This window comes from Streptomyces sp. NPDC058289, assembly GCF_042880975.1.
Classification (GTDB): domain Bacteria; phylum Actinomycetota; class Actinomycetes; order Streptomycetales; family Streptomycetaceae; genus Streptomyces; species Streptomyces stoeckheimensis.
In genome coordinates, this window is the sequence record NZ_JBHVYI010000134.1 from 1 (window position 1) to 17026 (window position 17026).

Sequence of the window (17026 nt, forward strand, 5' to 3'; positions counted from 1 at the left end):
CCCTTGACGCCTGGGCGTCAAGGGGGCCGAAGTCTTCGTAGCGGGGACAGGATTTGAACCTGCGACCTCTGGGTTATGAGCCCAGCGAGCTACCGAGCTGCTCCACCCCGCGTCGTTGTGAACATCACTGTACGGGATCCCGGGCCGGCCTCCGACCACCACCGAAAATCCGGGCCCGCCGTGACGGAAAAACGAACACGCCCGCGTGAGAATTTCGACGGGTGCAAGGAGCGGATTTCGTTTTCACGCCGATCCGACCCCGGCGTGCTACTGTGGTTTTAGTTGCAGTTGTGGTTCCCAAAATTTCGAGCACCTCTGCCCGCTCCTTCGCAGGAGCAGTGGCGAGTGTTCTTGTTTTTCCGGCGTTTTCCGGGCTGGGCAATCATCGGCGACTTGAGGTTCGCACAGTGCGGATCTCTGGGCTGTGCCCCGAAGGAGTAAAAAAACATGGCAAATGGCACCGTGAAGTGGTTCAACGCGGAAAAGGGCTTTGGCTTCATCGAGCAGGAGGGTGGCGGTCCTGACGTGTTCGCCCACTACTCGAACATCGCCTCGCAGGGCTTCCGTGAGCTTCAGGAAGGCCAGAAGGTCAGCTTTGACATCGCGCAGGGCCAGAAGGGCCCGACCGCTGAGAACATCGTCACCGCCTGACGTTCACGCGTAACCGCGTAGCTGGGGCCCGCACCTTGGGGTGCGGGCCCCAGCTCGTTGCGTTTTTTGGATCTGCGGGCCGTCTGGGCCCGCGTGCGCGGCGCGGCGGGGAAACCTGTCCCAGCGCCCCACCGTTCGGCCGATGGATGCACTCCTCGGCTCCCCACCCGCATGCGGCGCACAATTCGCCGACACATAGGGTGATAATCCTTTCATGGCCGGTCGATCGATCGCAGTTCGATTCGACTCCGTCATATCTTTTTATGCTCCGGCTCATTCTTGTGAATCCTCGTGCGGCCAGATTTCCGTTGCCGAGAACTCCTCGATGTGCGCCGTATCGAGGAAGGTTCTGCATGAACCGCACGACCCGCACGAATGACCGATCTCCGTCCTCCCGTACGGGTGGATCCAGCAGCTCCTACGGCTCCTACGGCGGCTCCTCCGGGTCCGGCAGCCGCTCCGGCAGCCGATTCGGCTCCTCCGCCCCCAGCCGCTCCGGCGCTCCCAAGCGCTCGGGTGGCGGCGGCTACGGCGGGCGCCGCCCCGCCGCACCGCAGGGCGAGTTCGCCCTGCCGGTCACCGTGGTCCCCGCGCTGCCCGCCGTCGAGGCGTTCGCCGACCTGGCGATGCCGGCGCAGCTGCTCGCCACGCTCACCCGTGAGGGCATGACCACCCCGTTCCCGATCCAGGCGGCCACGCTGCCCAACGGCCTCGCGGGCCGGGACGTCCTGGGCCGCGGCCGTACCGGCTCCGGAAAGACCCTGGCCTTCGGGCTCGCACTGCTGGCCCGTACCGCCGGCCAGCAGGCCGAGCCGGGTCAGCCGCTCGCGCTGGTCCTCGTACCCACCCGTGAGCTCGCCCAGCAGGTCACCGCCGCCCTCACGCCCTACGCCCGTGCGGTGAAGCTGAGGATCGCCACCGTCGTCGGCGGCATGCCGATCCACCGTCAGGCCGGCGCGCTGCGCGGCGGGGCCGAAGTGGTCGTCGCCACTCCGGGCCGCCTGAAGGACCTCATCCAGCGGGGTGACTGTCGGCTGAACCAGGTCGGGATCACCGTCCTGGACGAGGCGGACCAGATGGCGGACATGGGGTTCATGCCCCAGGTCACCGCCCTGCTCGACCAGGTGCGTCCCGAGGGCCAGCGGATGCTGTTCTCCGCCACCCTCGACCGCAACGTCGACCTGCTGGTCCGCCGCTACCTGACGGACCCCGTCGTGCACTCCGTCGACCCCTCGCAGGGCGCGGTCACCACGATGGAGCACCACGTCCTGCACGTGCAGAACTTCGACAAGCAGGCCGCCACGACCGAGATCGCTGCCCGCGAGGGCCGCGTGATCATGTTCCTGGACACCAAGCACGGTGTGGACAGGCTCACCGAGCACCTGCTGAGCAGTGGGGTGCGCGCCGCGGCGCTGCACGGCGGGAAGTCGCAGCCCCAGCGCACCCGTACGCTCACGCAGTTCAAGAGCGGGCACGTCAGCGTGCTCGTGGCCACGAACGTCGCGGCCCGCGGCATCCACGTCGACAACCTCGACCTCGTCGTCAACGTGGACCCGCCGACCGACCCCAAGGACTACCTGCACCGCGGCGGTCGTACCGCCCGCGCCGGTGAGTCCGGCAGCGTCGTCACGCTGGTCCTGCCGAACCAGCGCCGCGACATGGTCCGTCTCATGCAGGCCGCGGGCATCACCCCGCAGACCGCGCAGGTCCGCTCCGGCGAGGCCGAACTGAGCCGGATCACCGGCGCCCAGGCGCCGTCCGGCGTCCCGGTCGTCATCACGGCCCCCGTCACCGAGCGGCCCAGGGGCGGCGCCGGCGGCGCCTCCCGCGGCCGTCGCAGCCGGCCCGCACAGGACCGGCGCAGCAGGACCTCCGCCACCGCCCGGGGGCCGCAGCGCCAGTCCCCGGCCACCACGGCGGCTTAGGCGGCCCCGCCCGGATCCTGCCGGACCGGGCACGGACGGTTCTCTTCTACCTGTGAGGCAGCATGCGCTTCGTCATCGCCCGCTTTCCGTTCGACCTGACCAAGGCCGGCGTCCTCGAATCGATGAAGGGCGTCAAGCCCGAACCGATCACCGGTGACTCCGTGGTCATAGGCCGTCGCTCCTACCCCGTGAAGCAGGTGGGCGCGGTCGTCACCCGCCAGGACCGCCGCGACTTCACCGCCGCCGAGGTGATCAGGGCCCTGACGGCACTGGGCTTCACCTGCCGCCCGCTCGAAACGGTCCCGGCGCCCGCCGCGGCCCTGACGCCGCTCGAGAAGGCGTCGGCGATGCTCGGCGCCCCCTCGGGCGTCTAGCGGACCGCAGGAACAACGCGTACGGAGCCCAGGGCCCCGGCCGGCCACAGCCGACCGGGGCCCTGGGCCTTTCCGTGCCCACGCCCGGCTCGGTCCCGAATCAGGTCCGGGTCAGGTCCGGGTCAGATCCGGATCTCGCCCGGGGCAGGTCCGGATCACGCCCGGGTCCAGCGCGGGCCCGCCGCGGCGGGGGCCGGCGGGGGTTCGGCTCCGTCCAGGCGCAGGCTGCGCAGCGTGGCGTCCGTCTCGCGCTGGAAGTGCGCGTAGGTGATCAGCCGCTCCCACAGCGGGTCGGGACGGCCCGGAACGGTGGCTCCGCGCGCCTCCCACTCGCGGGCGAGCTGATCGAAGACGACCGCCCCGCCCGAGGGGGCGGGACTGCCCGACTGCTGTCGGGGAATGCCCCGTGCCAACGCGGCGGGGACGCGGTCGGGTGCCCGGTGCCGGGCCGGGGACGGGGAGACGGCGTGTGGAGTGCCCATGCCCGCCCCAACGATTCTGCGGGCCCCCGGGTACGCCTCCGGGACCGGCGGGATGGAGCGCGGAGCCCGAGCGGGGAGCAGTCAGCCCAGCCGGGTGGGCGAAGAGGCGGCCGGGGCCAGGACCCGGGGGGTCCCGGTGCCGTCCGCCGGGACCGTCCAGAGGTCCGTGGTGTCCACGGAGCCCTCGGTGGGCAGGGCGTAGGCGAGGGTCCGGTCGTCGAGCCAGAGCGCCTGATCGTCCACGCTTCGCTTCTCCGTCAGCGGCTGCTCCCGCAACGTCCGCAGATCCAGTACGTGTTCGCGCCACAAGGACGCACCGCGCTGCACCCGCTTCTTGTACGCGACCCGGGTCTCGTCGGGGGACAGGGACGGGCACTCGACGTTCGAGGCGAGGGTGGTGACGCTGCGCCGCGCGATCGAACCCTTCACCAGGTACGTCTGGTTGTCCGTGCCGAGGGTGGCGTAGAAGGTGTCGTCGTCCTTGGAGAAGGTGACGCCCCAGAAGTTGGCGTCGCTCGCGCTGTAGGGGCGGCCGTCCCGCTCGATGGCGAACTTCTCCAAGTCCGGTTCGAGCGCCCCCGTACGGGTGTCCACGATCGAGGTCCGGGTGGAGAAGAACGCGGAGCCGTAGGACTCCCCGGTGACGAAGACGGTCCAGGCGGCGAAGCGGCCGCTCGGGGAGACCCGGGCCCGCGAAGGGGTTCCCGCGAGCGGGAACTCGCGCAGCGTGCGCAGTTCGGAGTCGACGATCAGCGCCCGGTTGTCCTGGGCGAGGGCGCCCGGGGAGGAACTCAGGCACACACCGGTGCCGGCCGCGGCGTGGAACCGCAGACAGGTGAGTCCCGAGGCGGTCCGTGCGTCCTGCGGCGAGCGGTCCGGTACGGAGACGAGGGCTCCTCGGTGCGGGCCCTGCGCGCCGTTGAGGAAGGCCAGGCCGCCGCGCCGGTCGAGCGTGACCGTGCCCGGGGCGGCCGTCGGGTCGCCCGCGCGGGTCTGCTCGGAGCGGGCGGCGGCGCGCACCACCAGCACGCCGGCCACGCCTCCGAGGAGCAGCACGGCCAGGGCGAGTACGAGCAGCCGGCGTGAGCGCGTCATCGGGTTCCTCGGGAGCGTCGGGGGTGCGGGGCCCGGGCGGTGGCGCCGTCCGGGGCCGTGGGGCGGAGTACGAAACCGGCGACGGCCGCGCAGCAGCACAGGCCGGCCGCGGCGGCGGCGAGCGCCGGGCCCGAGCCCAGGACCGTCCACGCGGCGCCGAAGGCCAGCGAGCAGCCGAAGCGGGACAGGGCCTGGCCGGTGCCGACGAGCGCGATGCCGGTGGCCCGCAGCTTCGCGGGGACGGTCGCGGCGACGGCCGCGGGCAGCACCCCGTCGGTGGCGGCGTAGAACATGCCGTGCAGGGCGAGGACCAGGTAGGGGAGCGCGGGCAGGCCGGGGGCCCACAGGAGCAGCCCGTAACCGGCCAGCAGGAGGGCGTGCCCGGTGAGGAACACGGTGCGGCGTCCGATGCGGTCCGCGAGGGCGCCCGCCGGGACGGCCAGCAGCAGGAACACGGCCGCGGTGCCCAGGGGGAGCAGCGGGAACCACCGCTCGCCGATCCCGGTGCGGTCCTGGAGCAGCAGGTACAGGAAGGCGTCGCTGACGGTGGTGAGCCCGAGCAGGGCGGCGCAGCCCGCCAGGGCGCGCAGCCGGGGCAGCCGCAGCAGGCCCAGCGCGTCGCGCAGGTTCACCGCGTCCGGCTTCGGGGAGGCGGCCGCGGGGGGCTTCCGCGGAGCCGGGACCGGGGGAGCGGCTGCTTTCGGGCGGCCGGGGCGCGGCTCCGCACCGGACGGGACGAACAGCATGAGCACCACGACGCCCAGGACGGCCACACAGGCGCTGACACCGAAGACGGCGTCGTACCCGTCGACCGTCACGCTCAGGATGAAGAACGCGGCGAGCGGCCCGAGCAGGGCCCCGGTGGTGTCCATGGCGCGGTGCACGCCGAAGGCCCGACCCTGTAACTCGGGGGGCGTGGAAAGGGAGATGAGTGCGTCGCGCGGGGCGGTGCGCAGTCCCTTGCCGGTCCGTTCCAGGGCGAGGATCAGCGCCACCGGGCCGAGGCTGTGGGCGATCAGCAGCAGCGGTTTGCACGCCGCGGACAGTCCGTAGCCGATGCCGGCGATCAGCTTGTGGTTGCGGATCCGGTCGGCGAGGTGGCCGCCGGTCAGCTGGACCAGCGCGCTGACCCCGTTGTACAGGCCGTCGAGGGCGCCGAAGCCGAGCGGGCTCAGGCCCAGTCCGGCGACGAGGTAGAGCGGCAGGACGGCGGTGACCATCTCGGAGGAGACGTCGGTGATCAGGCTGACCGAGCCCAGTGCGAGGACGGCCGAGGCGACCGCGGGTCCGCGGACGGGGGATCCGTCGGCCGTGGCCTTCGCGTCCTCGGGCGCGGAGCGGTCCGCGAGGTACATGCTTTTCGAACTCCCGGTCCGGCGTCTGAACGGTGAGCCAGTCGTACGTGCGAATGGCACCCTAATGGTTGTACGGGCCAACTGGGCGGGGTACGGCGGGATTCGGCCGCCCAGCCCTGTCGGCTGCTCGGCTCTGCCCGCCGCTCAGCCCTGCCGGCTGCTCTCGTCGCGCAGCCAGGTGGAGAAGTCCCCGCTCCGGATGGCCTTGCGGGCTCCCCGGCGGGCCGCGAGGGCCGCCACGACGAACACCGCCACCCCCGGGAGCAGTCGCGGCTGGGCCCGGAGCAGCGCCCGCAGGTCTCCCGTACCGGTGCGTGCGGACGGCTGGGGCGCCGTCGGCCCGGAGGCCCTCGTGGCTTGGAACCGCTCCAGCTCGGCGGAGGAAGTCGCCGCCCGGACCCGGCGTTTGATCAGGTCCCCCCAGGTGCGCGGCGGCAGGACCACGACCCTGGCCGCCTCCACCACCCGTCGCTCTCCCGGCGCGAAGGCCAGGGACGCGGCCAGGTCGTCGGCCATCAGGGGCGGCAGGACGGCGAGCCGGGCGTGCCCCGGTTCGGTCACCGCGATGACCCCGCGGCCGAACAGTCCCTCGCGGACGGCCGGCAGCAGCTGCCAGACCCGGTAGTACGCCCGGACCGGCCAGGCGCAGCCGGTAAGCGGAATGTCCCGGCCGGGGGCCGCGGCGAGCAGGGCCGGGCCGGCGGCGAGGGCATCGGCCAGGGCCCGCACGTCGGCCGCGCCGACCACCACGTCGGCGTCCACGTAGAGGCGGGGGAAGCCGCGCGCGTGCTCGTCGCCCACCCGAAGTGCCTGATGTTTGGACGGAGTAGGAATCTCGACCACCCGTACGCGGGGGCCTCGCGCGGCGGCCACCGCCGCGGTGTCGTCCGTACAGCCGTTGCACACCACGACGATGTCGGGCCCCGGGGCCGGGGTCTCGGTCAGGAGCGCGTCGAGGAGCCGGCCGATGACCCGGCCCTCGTTGTGGGCCGGGATCACGATGCTGGTCACCCCGGAAGTATGCATGGTCGAACGCCCGTACCGACCGTTTCCTCCAACTCTCCCCGGGGGTACGCCGAGTGGTCTAGATTGAACGCAGCCGACCGGATTCGGCGTGCTTCGGCAACGCCGTGATCCACGCTGCAATCCAGTCGGCGCAGGGTAGTTGGGGCAGGTTACGGGTTCGGCGGCTTGGGGGAACAGGCCGCCTGTCCGTGGCCGGCCGGCGCTAGGGGTGCCGGACGGCCGGGGGGCGGAAGTACGTGGAACACGTACGGCATCGGTCGTGGGGGCCATCACCGTCGGACGGGTCACGCACGGGTCGCACAGGCGTCCGGCGTGCCTCGACGGCACCCCCTTCCTTCGCACGCGTCCCGGCCATGGGTCGTCGACACGCCTGCGGGCGTGCGCGGAAGGAAAGGGAACGCTGTGAAGGACACCGCGAAGGACGCCACAGGCGCACGTGCGGGTGCGGGACGGACCGAGCCGTTAGGGGTCGCCGTCGTCGGAGCGGGCTACTGGGGCCCCAATCTCGTCCGCAACTTCCAGTCCAGTCCGGAGTTCAGGCTCCGCTGGCTCTGTGATCTGAACGTCGACCGGGCCCGGCAGGTGCTCGGCGGCTACTCGACGGTCCAGGCGACCGCGGACTACGCGGCGGTGCTGGCCGACCCCGCCGTCGAGGCCGTCGCCGTGGCCACACCGGCCGGCACCCACCTCGACGTCGCCCTGGCCGCCCTGCGCGCCGGCAAGCACGTCCTCGTGGAGAAGCCGCTCGCCGCCACCTACGAGGACGGACTGCGGCTGGTGAACGAGGCCGAGGAACGCGGCCTCACCCTGATGTGCGACCACACCTACTGCTACACCCCGGCGGTGGCCCGCATCCGGGACATGGTCCGCTCCGGTGAACTCGGAGACATCCAGTTCGTGGACTCCGTCAGGATCAACCTCGGGCTGGTCCAGAAGGACATCGACGTCCTGTGGGACCTGGCCCCGCACGACCTCTCGGTGCTCGACTTCATCCTCCCGGACAACGTCCACCCCGTCGCCGTCGCCGCGCACGGGGCCGACCCGATAGGCGCCGGCCAGTCCTGCGTGGCCTATCTGACGCTCCAGCTCAACACCGGCGCCATCGCGCACGTCCACGTCAACTGGCTGTCCCCGGTGAAGGTCCGCACCACGATGGTCGGCGGCTCCAAGCGGACCCTGGTGTGGGACGACCTCAACCCCACCCAGCGCGTCGCGGTGTTCGACCGGGGCGTCGACCTCACGGCCCCGCAGGAGATCGGCGCGGACGAACGCCGCGACATGCTCGTCTCCTACCGGACCGGCGACATGGTGGCCCCCGCACTCGGCGAGAAGGAGGCCCTGCGCAGCATGGTCGAGGAGTTCGCCGCGGCGATCCGGACGGGGCGGCCTCCGCTCACCGACGGCCGGGCCGGACTCCAGGTCCTCGACATCCTCGAAGCGGCCTCCCGAAGCCTGGAGTTCAAGGGCGCCGTCGTAGGACTGCGCACCGGACGTTGAGCGTTGACGACGCCGCCCGGGGCGCAGCCGCGTATGGCGCGCCGGGCACAGCAGGCAAGACCATGACCGACTCAGTAGGGGCAGGGCGTTGAGCAGCGTACGAGGCAAGAGGATTCTGGTCACCGGCGGAGCGGGCACGATCGGCTCGCACCTGGTGGACCTGCTGGTGGACAACGGGGCACGCGAGATCGTCGTGCTCGACAACTTCGTACGGGGACGCACCGCCAACCTGGCCCGCGCCCTGCCCAGCGGGGTGGTGGACCTGGTCGAGGGCGATATCCGGGACGTATCCGCCGTGCGCAAGGCGACCGAAGGCGCCGACCTGGTCTTCCACCTGGCGGCGATCCGGATCACCCAGTGCGCCGAGGAACCGCGGCTGGCCAACGAGGTGATGGTCGACGGGACGTTCAACGTGCTGGAGGCCGCCGCGGCCGCCGGCGTGGGCAAGGTCATCGCCTCGTCCTCGGCCTCGGTCTACGGGATGGCCGAGTCCTTCCCGACCACCGAGCGCCACCACGCGTACAACAACGACACCTTCTACGGGGCCGCGAAGGCCTTCAACGAAGGCGTGCTGCGCAGTTTCCACGCCATGTACGGGCTGGACTACGTCGCGCTGCGCTACTTCAACGTGTACGGCCCCCGAATGGACATCCACGGGCTGTACACCGAGGTGCTGATCCGGTGGATGGAGCGGATCGCCGCGGGCGAACCGCCCCTGATCCTCGGCGACGGAACCCAGACCATGGACTTCGTCGACGTCCGGGACATCGCCAGGGCCAACCTGCTGGCCGCCGAATCGGACCTGACCGACGAGGTGTTCAACGTTGCGAGCGGCTCCGAGACCAGTCTGCTCGACCTGGCGAACGGCCTTCTCGAGGCCATGGGCGCCGAAGGCCTGGCGCCGGAGCACGGACCGGCCCGCGCCGTGAACGGGGTGACCCGCCGGCTCGCGGACACCTCGCAGGCCGCCGACCGCCTCGGCTTCACGGCCGAGATCGACCTGCGCAGCGGACTGCGGGACCTGGTCGACTGGTGGCGGGCCGAGCGCGCGGAGGCCGCAGAGACCGCGGCGGCCGCCGGTGACGCCGCCGCCGCGGAGACCGGCCGATGAGCGCCCCGGACGCGGGCGCCGCCGGCCCCGCCCCCGCGCCCGCCCGCATCCCCGTCATGATTCCGTGGCTCGGTGAGGACGAGGCGCGGGCCGCCGCCGACGCGGTCCTGTCCGGCTGGGTGGCCCAGGGACCCAGGGTCGCGGAGTTCGAACGGGTCTTCGCCGAGCGGGTGGGCGCGGAGCACGGCATCGCGGTGAGCTCGTGCACCACCGCCCTGCACCTCTCGCTCATCGCCCTGGACCTCGGTCCGGGCGACGAGGTCGTCGTCCCCTCGCTGTCCTTCATCGCGACGGCCAACGCGGTGCGCTACGTGGGCGCGCAGCCGGTGTTCGCGGACGTCGAGGAGGCCACCGGGAACCTGACCCCGGCCACTGTGGACGCCGTCCGCACCCCGCGCACCAAGGCGGTGATCGCCGTCCACCAGGGCGGGGTCCCGGCCGACGTGCACGCCCTGCGCGCCGCCTGCGCCGACCGCGGCCTCGCCCTGGTGGAGGACGCCGCCTGCGGCATCGGCGCCACCGTCGGGGGCAAGCCGGTCGGCCAGGGGGCGCTGCTGGCCGCCTGGTCCTTCCACCCCCGCAAGGTGATCACCACCGGCGAGGGCGGCATGGTGACCACGGACGACGCCGCGTGGGCCGAGCGGCTGCGCCGGCTGCGCGAGCACGGCATGAACGTGTCCGCGGCGCAGCGGCACGCGAGCAGCAAGCCGATCGCCGAGAGCTACCTCGAGGTCGGCTACAACTACCGGATGACCGACATCCAGGCCGCGGTCGGCCTGGTGCAACTGGGCAAGCTGGACGAGATCGTGGCCCGCAGGCGGTTCCTCGCCGCCCGGTACGCGCAGCTCCTCGCCGGTGTCCCGGGCCTGACCCCGGTCCGGGATCCCGCGTACGGCGAGGGGAACTTCCAGTCGTACTGGGTGCTCCTGGCCGAGGACTTCCCCGTCGGCCGCGACGAGCTGCTCGCGGCGCTCGCCGAGGCCGGGATCTCGGCCCGGCGCGGGATCATGGCCTCCCACCTGGAGCCGGCGTACGCCGGGCACGGTGCGGTGGCGCTGCCGGTGACCGAGCGGATCACCCGCGACTCCCTGATCCTGCCGCTGTTCCACACCATGACCGAGGAGCAGCAGGACCGGGTGGTCGCGGTGCTGCGCGAACGGGCCGGCGGCGGATGAGCGGGCCGCACGGTGCCGTGGCCGAGGCCGCGGCGACCGAGAGCCTGCTGATCGTCGGCGCGGGCGGCTTCGCCAGGGAGACCGCCCAGGCCGTACGGGACGCGGCCGCCGCCGACCTGGCGGCCGGCCGGGCCCCGCGCTGGCGGCTCGACGGCCACCTGGACGACGACCCGGCCCTGCACGGCCGGGACGTCGACGGCGTGCCCGTCCTGGGCGGAAGCGCCCTGGTGCACGAACGCCCGGACGCCCGCGTGGTGGTCTGCGTCGGCAGCCCCCGCGACTACGGGGTACGGGCCCGCCTGGTGCGGCGCCTGGCGCTGCCCGAGAGCCGGTACGCCGTCGTGGTCCACCCCACGGCGGCGCTCTCCGGTTCCTCGGCAATCGGTCCGGGCACGGTCCTGCTCGCGCACTGCGTGCTGACGGCGGCCGTACGGGTGGGGGCCCACGTGGCGGTCATGCCGCACGTGGTCCTCACCCACGACGACGAGGTCGGGGACTTCGCGACCCTGGCCTCGGGGGTCCGCCTCGGCGGCGGGGTACGGCTGGGGCGCGGTGCGTACGTGGGCGCCGGTGCACTGGTCCGGGAGTACACCGAGGTCGGCGCCTGGTCGCTGACCGGGATGGGAAGCACGGTCCTGGCCGACGTGCCGGCCGGCGAGGTGTGGGCCGGAAGCCCCGCCCGCCGACTGCGCGAGGCGGGGGGCCCGGCGCTCGAAGAGCTCCGGGCCGATGAGTCGCAGACCGGCCGGAGGCCGGAGACACGGATGGGGAGCACAGCCGCATGAACCAGATACCGCTCGTCGACCTGAAGGCCGCGCACGCCGAGGTCGCGGACGAATTACGTGCGGGATTCGACCGCGTGCTGGCCGACACCGCCTTCATCGGCGGCGAGGAGGTACGGGCCTTCGAGCGCGAGTACGCGGCCTTCGCCGGGGTCGGACACTGCGTCGGCGTCGCCAACGGCACCGACGCGCTGGAACTGGCCCTGCGGGCGAGCGGGGTGGGCGTCGGCGACGAGGTCGTGCTCCCCGCGAACACGTTCATCGCCACGGCCGGCGCCGTCGCCCGGATCGGCGCCCGGCCGGTCCTGGCCGACTGCCTCCCCGACACCCTGCTGCTCGACCCGCAGGCCGCGCTCGACGCGGTCACCAAGGCCACCCGCGCGGTGGTCCCGGTCCACCTGTACGGGCAGTGCGCCGACACCTCCGCGCTGGCCGCGGGCCTGCCCTCCCACGCCAAGCTCGTCGAGGACGCCGCGCAGAGCCAGGGGGCGTCCCGGGAGGGCCGCACCCCCGGCAGCGGGGGGATCGCCGCGACCAGCTTCTACCCGGGCAAGAACCTGGGCGCCTACGGGGACGCCGGCGCGGTGGTGACCGACGACGAGGAGGCCGCCGACCTGGTCCGGGCGCTGGCCAACCACGGCGGCGTCGCCAAGTACCGGCACGACGTGGCCGGTTTCAACAGCAGGCTCGACGGTCTGCAGGCCGTCGTGCTGCGGGCCAAGCTGGCCCGGCTCGCCGAGGGGAACGAGGCCCGCCGGGCCGCCGCCGACCGCTACGACGGGCTGCTGGAAGATCTGGCGGCCACGGGACGCCTCACCCTGCCGGTCACGGCGCCGGGCAACGTCCACGTATGGCACCTCTACGTCATCCGCGTCGGCGGCGCGGACCGCGATGCGGTCGTCGGCAAGCTCAACGCGGAGGGCATCGGCGCCGGCGTGCACTATCCGGCGCCGGTCCACCTCACCCCGGCCTTCGCCCACCTCGGCCACGGCCGCGGGGCCTTCCCGCACGCCGAACTGGCCGCCGACCGGATGCTCTCCCTCCCGCTCTTCCCCCAGATCACCGCCGCCCAACAGCAGCGGGTCGTGGACGCGCTCTCAGCAGCACTGCGCTGACGCCCGGCGTCGAATCACAAAGCCACTCCCAAATGAGGTTCGGATGAACAGACGGACAAGGCTGCTGCGGTACGGGCTCTTCACCGTGGTGGCAGCCCTGATGGCGGCGGCGCTGCCGCCATCGGTGGCGGTCGCGGCGGACCCGTGCGGCCCAGGATCCAATGCGATCGTGTGCGAGAACTCGAAGGCGGGCACGCCGATGTCCGACTGGTTCGCACCCAGCGCCTACGGCGACATCAAGGGTTTCCCGGCCCAGACGAGCGTGCAGGCGGGCGAGACCCTGCAGTTCAAGGTCCAGTCGCCGACCGCCTACAAGGTGTCGGTCTACCGGCTCGGCCACTACGGCGGTGACGGAGCCCGCCTGATGTCCACCCCGGCCCAGGCGGCCCAGACCTACCCGGCGAACTTCCCGCAGGGGGGCGGCCCGCACAGTTGCACCACCAAGGCCTCCACCGGCCTGGTCGACTGCGGCAACTGGCCGGTCACCTCGACCTGGACGGTGCCCTCCGACGCCGTCTCCGGCCTCTACATAGCCAACTTCGACCAGGCGGACGGCAACGGGGTCATGCCCTACCCGTTCGTGGTCCGCAACGACGCCAGCCACTCCGACATCGTCGTTCAGACCAGCGACCAGACCTGGCAGGCGTACAACAACTACGGCGGCCAGGACCTCTACGACGGAGGCGGCCCCGCCCCCGACGGCCGTGCCTACGAGGTCAGTTACAACCGGCCGATGGACATCGGCGGCGAGAACGGGATCTACGGATCCGAGTACCAGATGGTCGCCTGGCTGGAGCGCAACGGGTACGACGTCAGCTACATGTCCGGCATCGACATGTCCACCAAGGGCGCGACCCAGCTGCAGAACCACAAGGTGTTCATGTCCTCCGGGCACGACGAGTACTGGACCCAGGACCAGTTCACCAACGCTCTGAACGCACGCCACGCGGGCGTCAACCAGACCTACTTCGCCGGCAACGAGGTCTTCTGGAAGACCCGCCTGGCCCCCAGCATCGACGGGGCCAACACGGCCAACCGGACCCTGGTCTGCTACAAGGAGACCAAGCTCTCCTTCCCGCAGCCCAACGGCATCCCCGACCCGAGCGGGATCTGGACGGGCACCTTCATGGACCCGGCCAGCGCCACGAACGGCAGGCCGTACCAGCCGCAGAACCAGGTCACCGGCTCGCTGTTCAGCGTGAACGGCTACCGGAGCGACGCGATCACCGTCCCCGGCGCGTACGCCAAGATGCGGCTGTGGCGGAACACCACCGTCGCGAACCTGACCCCCTCCCAGACCGCCACCTTCCCCGTCGGCACGCTCGGCTACGAGTGGGACAGCGACGTGGAGGACGCGGCCCGCCCGGCCGGGCAGATCGCGATGTCGTCCACCACGGTGGACATCACCGACGGCAAGTACCGCCTCGACTACGGGAACACGTACGGCAACGGGACCGCGACGCACAGCCTGGTCGCCTTCCGGGACCAGACCTCGCACGCCCTGGTCTTCGGCTCCGGCACCGTGCAGTGGTCCTGGGGCCTGACCAACATGCCGACCGGCAATCCGGACGACGCGGTGGTCACCGAGGACAAGCGGATGCAGCAGGCGACGGTGAACATCTTCGCCGACATGGGGGTCCAGCCCAAGTCCCTGCAGAGCAACCTGCTCGCTGCCACCGCCTCCACGGACACCACCGGTCCGGCCATCACCGTGACCAGCCCCGCGGCGAACGCCACGGTGCCCGCCCTGCGGCCCGTGACCATCACGGGCACCGCCTCCGACAGCGGCGGCGGAGTCGTGGCCCGCGTGGAGGTCTCCACCGACGGCGGAACCACCTGGAAGGCCACCACGGGCGTCGGGTCCTGGAGCTACAAGTGGACCCCGACCACCCCCGGTTCCGCGCAGATCAAGGTCCGCGCGGTGGACGACAGCGTCAACATCGGCGCCACCACCACCGTGCCGCTGACCGTGGGACCCCAGCAGTGCCCCTGCACCGTCTGGCCCGCCGCGGCCGTGCCGGGCACCGTCAACGCTGGTGACGGCAGCGCCGTGGAACTCGGCGTGAAGATCCGCTCCTCGGTGCCCGGTTCGATCACGGGCGTCCGCTTCTACAAGTCCCCGGCCAACACCGGCACCCACACGGGCAGCCTCTGGAGCAGCACCGGCCAGCGCCTGGCCACGGGCACCTTCACCAACGAGACGGCATCGGGCTGGCAGCAGCTCAACTTCTCCTCGCCGATCCCGGTCAAGGCCAACACCACCTACATCGCTTCCTACTTCGCCCCCAACGGCGGATACTCCTTCGACAACACCTTCGCCTCGGCCGGCGCCGGGCTGGCCCCCTTCACCGCGCTGAAGAGCGGCATCGACGGCGGCAACGGCGTCTACCGTTACAGCGGCACCGGCGGGTTCCCGTCCACCGCCTCCTCCGGCAGCAACTACTGGGTGGACGCGGTCCTGGACACCGCGACCGCGAGCACGACGCCCCCGACCGTCACCTCGACCAGCCCGCAGTCCGCGGCGACCGGGACCGCGATCACCGCGACGGTGAAGGCCACCTTCAACTCGGCCGTGGACGCCGACACCCTGGTGTTCACCGTCAAGGACCCCGGCGGCGCCACCGTCCCCGGCAGCAAGGTCCTCGACGTCTCCAACAGCGCCACCTTCACCCCGTCCACCGAACTGGCGCTGAACACCACCTACACGGCATCGGTCCAGGTCGCCGACCTGTGGGGCAACGCCATGGCCGCGCCGGTCACCTGGACTTTCACCACCAGCACGAGCCCGCCGGCGGTGACCTGCCCCTGCACCCTGTGGGGTCCGAACGCCACACCGACCACCGCCAACGTCGGCGACGACACCAACTCCGTGGAACTGGGCACCCGTTTCCAGTCCACGGTCGGCGGCTACGTCACCGGCATCACCTTCTACAAGGGCCCCGGGAACACCGGCACGCACACCGGCAGCCTCTGGTCCGCCGACGGCACGCTCCTGGCCACCGGAACCTTCGGCAGCGAAACCCTGTCCGGCTGGCAACAGCTGCACTTCGCCACCCCGGTGGCCATCACCGCGAACACCGAGTACGTGGCCTCGTACCACGCGCCGAACGGCAAGTACTCCGTGGACGGCGGCTACTTCAGCGCCGCGCACCGCTCCTATCCGCTGGTGGCCCCGGCCGACGGCGGCGGCGCGGGTACCGGCAACGGCCTCTACAAGTACGGGGCGGCCACGGCCTTCCCGAACAACACCTTCGGATCGGTGAACTACTGGGTCGGCCCGGTCTTCACCACCACGGCTCCCGCCCCACTCACGGAGGGATCCACGGAGGTGTCCGGCCAGTGAGCACCGTCAGCGTGGTGATCCCCTGCTACAAGTACGGCCACTTCCTGGCCGACTGCGTCAAGAGCGTCCTGGACGAACAGGAAGGCGTCGACGTACGGGTACTGATCATCGACGACGCCTCCCCCGACGACTCCGCGGAGGTCGCGCGCGCCCTCGCGGCGGCCGACCCCCGGATCGAGGTCCGGGTCCACGAGAAGAACCAGGGCCACATCGCCACCTACAACGAGGGCCTGCTCGAGTGGGCGGACGGGGACTACGTCGCCCTGCTCTCCGCCGACGACCGGCTGGTCCCCGGCGCCCTGGTGCGCGCCGCGGCCCTGCTCGACGCCCACCCGGAAGCCGGTTTCGCCTACGGCAGGCCGCTGCGGTTCCAGCACGGCGGGCCGCTCCCTGCGGCCCGCACCCGGTCCACCGGCTCGGTGGTCTACCCCGGGCGGTGGTGGCTGGAGCGGCGCTTCCGGGAGGGCACCGGGTGCATCACCTCACCCGAGGTGGTCGTGCGCACCAGCCTCCAGCGCAAGGTCGGGGGCTACGACCCGGACCTGCCGCACGCCGGGGACATCGAAATGTGGATGCGGCTCGCGGCCCACGCAGACGTGGGCTACGTGCGGGGCGCCGACCAGGCCTTCTACCGGGTCCACGGCAACAACATGTCCACCACGGACTTCGGTGGGCAGCTCGACGACCTGCGCCAGCGCCTCGTCGCCTTCGACTCGGTGCTGGAGAAGTGCGGCGGCCTGCTCCCGGAGGCGGGCCGGCTGTCGACGGCGGCCCGCACCCGGCTCGCCCGGTACGCCCTGCGGCGCGCCTACCGGGCCTACGACCGCGGGCGCACCGAAGTGGTCCCGGTCGAGGAGCTGGAGGCCTTCGCCGCCGAATGCCTGCCCCGGTACACCGCGCTCGCGGAGTACGGGGCGCTGCGCAGGCGGCGGCGGATCGGAGCCCGCGCGATGCCGTACCTCCAGCCGCTGGTCCTGTCGGCCGTCGCCGACCGGGGGCGCGAATGGCTCTGGTGGCAGTCCTGGAAGCGCCGAGGGATCTGATGACACCGCACCACCGCCCCGAACCGGGGGCGTTGGCGGACGGGCGGCCCGC

General features: G+C 72.1%; 14 protein-coding genes and 1 tRNA gene. 10 read left to right on the forward strand and 5 right to left on the reverse strand.

Features of this window, described 5'->3' with window-relative positions:
* Positions 1 to 38: 38 nt before the first annotated feature.
* Positions 39 to 112: transfer RNA gene (locus ACFVX6_RS38040), tRNA-Met, on the reverse strand.
* 335 nt (positions 113 to 447) lie between these two features.
* On the opposite strand from ACFVX6_RS38040, the gene ACFVX6_RS38045 reads away from it, so the two are divergent.
* From ACFVX6_RS38045 to ACFVX6_RS38055, 3 genes are all read left to right on the forward strand, one after another.
* The gene (locus ACFVX6_RS38045; protein WP_053678014.1) at positions 448 to 651 is read left to right on the forward strand and encodes a cold-shock protein; all 204 of its coding nucleotides are present in this window, start codon (positions 448 to 450) and stop codon (positions 649 to 651) included.
* A gap of 353 nt (positions 652 to 1004) precedes the next feature.
* Positions 1005 to 2576: a DEAD/DEAH box helicase gene (locus ACFVX6_RS38050; protein ID WP_389699163.1), complete on the forward strand. Its 1572-nt coding sequence runs from the start codon at positions 1005 to 1007 to the stop codon at positions 2574 to 2576.
* Between the two features lie 62 nt (positions 2577 to 2638).
* Complete coding sequence (locus ACFVX6_RS38055; RefSeq protein ID WP_389699164.1) at positions 2639 to 2950, forward strand: SCO5918 family protein; 312 nt, start codon at positions 2639 to 2641, stop codon at positions 2948 to 2950.
* Between the two features lie 155 nt (positions 2951 to 3105).
* Here the strand turns inward: ACFVX6_RS38055 and ACFVX6_RS38060 are convergent, their stop codons facing one another.
* From ACFVX6_RS38060 to ACFVX6_RS38075, 4 genes are all read right to left on the reverse strand, one after another.
* Positions 3106 to 3432: a hypothetical protein gene (locus ACFVX6_RS38060; RefSeq protein WP_389699165.1), complete on the reverse strand. Its 327-nt coding sequence runs from the start codon at positions 3430 to 3432 to the stop codon at positions 3106 to 3108.
* 81 nt (positions 3433 to 3513) lie between these two features.
* Positions 3514 to 4527 carry a TolB family protein gene (locus ACFVX6_RS38065; protein WP_389699166.1) on the reverse strand — a complete coding sequence of 338 codons (1014 nt, stop codon included), beginning with the start codon at positions 4525 to 4527 and terminating at the stop codon, positions 3514 to 3516.
* Positions 4524 to 5882: an MFS transporter gene (locus ACFVX6_RS38070; RefSeq protein ID WP_389699167.1), complete on the reverse strand. Its 1359-nt coding sequence runs from the start codon at positions 5880 to 5882 to the stop codon at positions 4524 to 4526. The genes ACFVX6_RS38065 and ACFVX6_RS38070 overlap by 4 nt, the downstream gene beginning before the upstream one ends.
* Before the next feature lie 144 nt (positions 5883 to 6026).
* Entirely contained in the window at positions 6027 to 6893 is an 867-nt protein-coding gene (locus ACFVX6_RS38075; RefSeq protein WP_389699168.1) for a glycosyltransferase, read from the reverse strand.
* 417 nt (positions 6894 to 7310) lie between these two features.
* Here ACFVX6_RS38075 and ACFVX6_RS38080 point away from each other — a divergent pair, with 417 nt between their 5' ends.
* From ACFVX6_RS38080 to ACFVX6_RS38110, 7 genes are all read left to right on the forward strand, one after another.
* The gene (locus ACFVX6_RS38080; protein ID WP_389699169.1) at positions 7311 to 8405 is read left to right on the forward strand and encodes a Gfo/Idh/MocA family protein; all 1095 of its coding nucleotides are present in this window, start codon (positions 7311 to 7313) and stop codon (positions 8403 to 8405) included.
* Positions 8406 to 8493: 88 nt separating this feature from the next.
* Positions 8494 to 9516, forward strand: coding sequence for an NAD-dependent epimerase/dehydratase family protein (locus ACFVX6_RS38085; protein ID WP_389699170.1), 1023 nt, complete (start codon positions 8494 to 8496; stop codon positions 9514 to 9516).
* Positions 9513 to 10691, forward strand: a complete 1179-nt coding sequence (locus ACFVX6_RS38090) for a DegT/DnrJ/EryC1/StrS family aminotransferase (RefSeq protein ID WP_389699171.1) — start codon at positions 9513 to 9515, stop codon at positions 10689 to 10691. Before ACFVX6_RS38085 ends, ACFVX6_RS38090 begins: the two co-directional genes overlap by 4 nt.
* The gene (locus tag ACFVX6_RS38095) at positions 10688 to 11476 is read left to right on the forward strand and encodes a NeuD/PglB/VioB family sugar acetyltransferase (RefSeq protein ID WP_389699172.1); all 789 of its coding nucleotides are present in this window, start codon (positions 10688 to 10690) and stop codon (positions 11474 to 11476) included. Before ACFVX6_RS38090 ends, ACFVX6_RS38095 begins: the two co-directional genes overlap by 4 nt.
* Entirely contained in the window at positions 11473 to 12588 is a 1116-nt protein-coding gene (locus tag ACFVX6_RS38100) for a DegT/DnrJ/EryC1/StrS family aminotransferase (RefSeq protein ID WP_389699173.1), read from the forward strand. The genes ACFVX6_RS38095 and ACFVX6_RS38100 overlap by 4 nt, the downstream gene beginning before the upstream one ends.
* Positions 12589 to 12631: 43 nt before the next feature.
* Positions 12632 to 15931 carry a DUF4082 domain-containing protein gene (locus ACFVX6_RS38105; protein ID WP_389699174.1) on the forward strand — a complete coding sequence of 1100 codons (3300 nt, stop codon included), beginning with the start codon at positions 12632 to 12634 and terminating at the stop codon, positions 15929 to 15931.
* Positions 15928 to 16974 carry a glycosyltransferase gene (locus ACFVX6_RS38110; protein WP_389699175.1) on the forward strand — a complete coding sequence of 349 codons (1047 nt, stop codon included), beginning with the start codon at positions 15928 to 15930 and terminating at the stop codon, positions 16972 to 16974. Before ACFVX6_RS38105 ends, ACFVX6_RS38110 begins: the two co-directional genes overlap by 4 nt.
* Positions 16975 to 17026 lie beyond the last annotated feature (52 nt).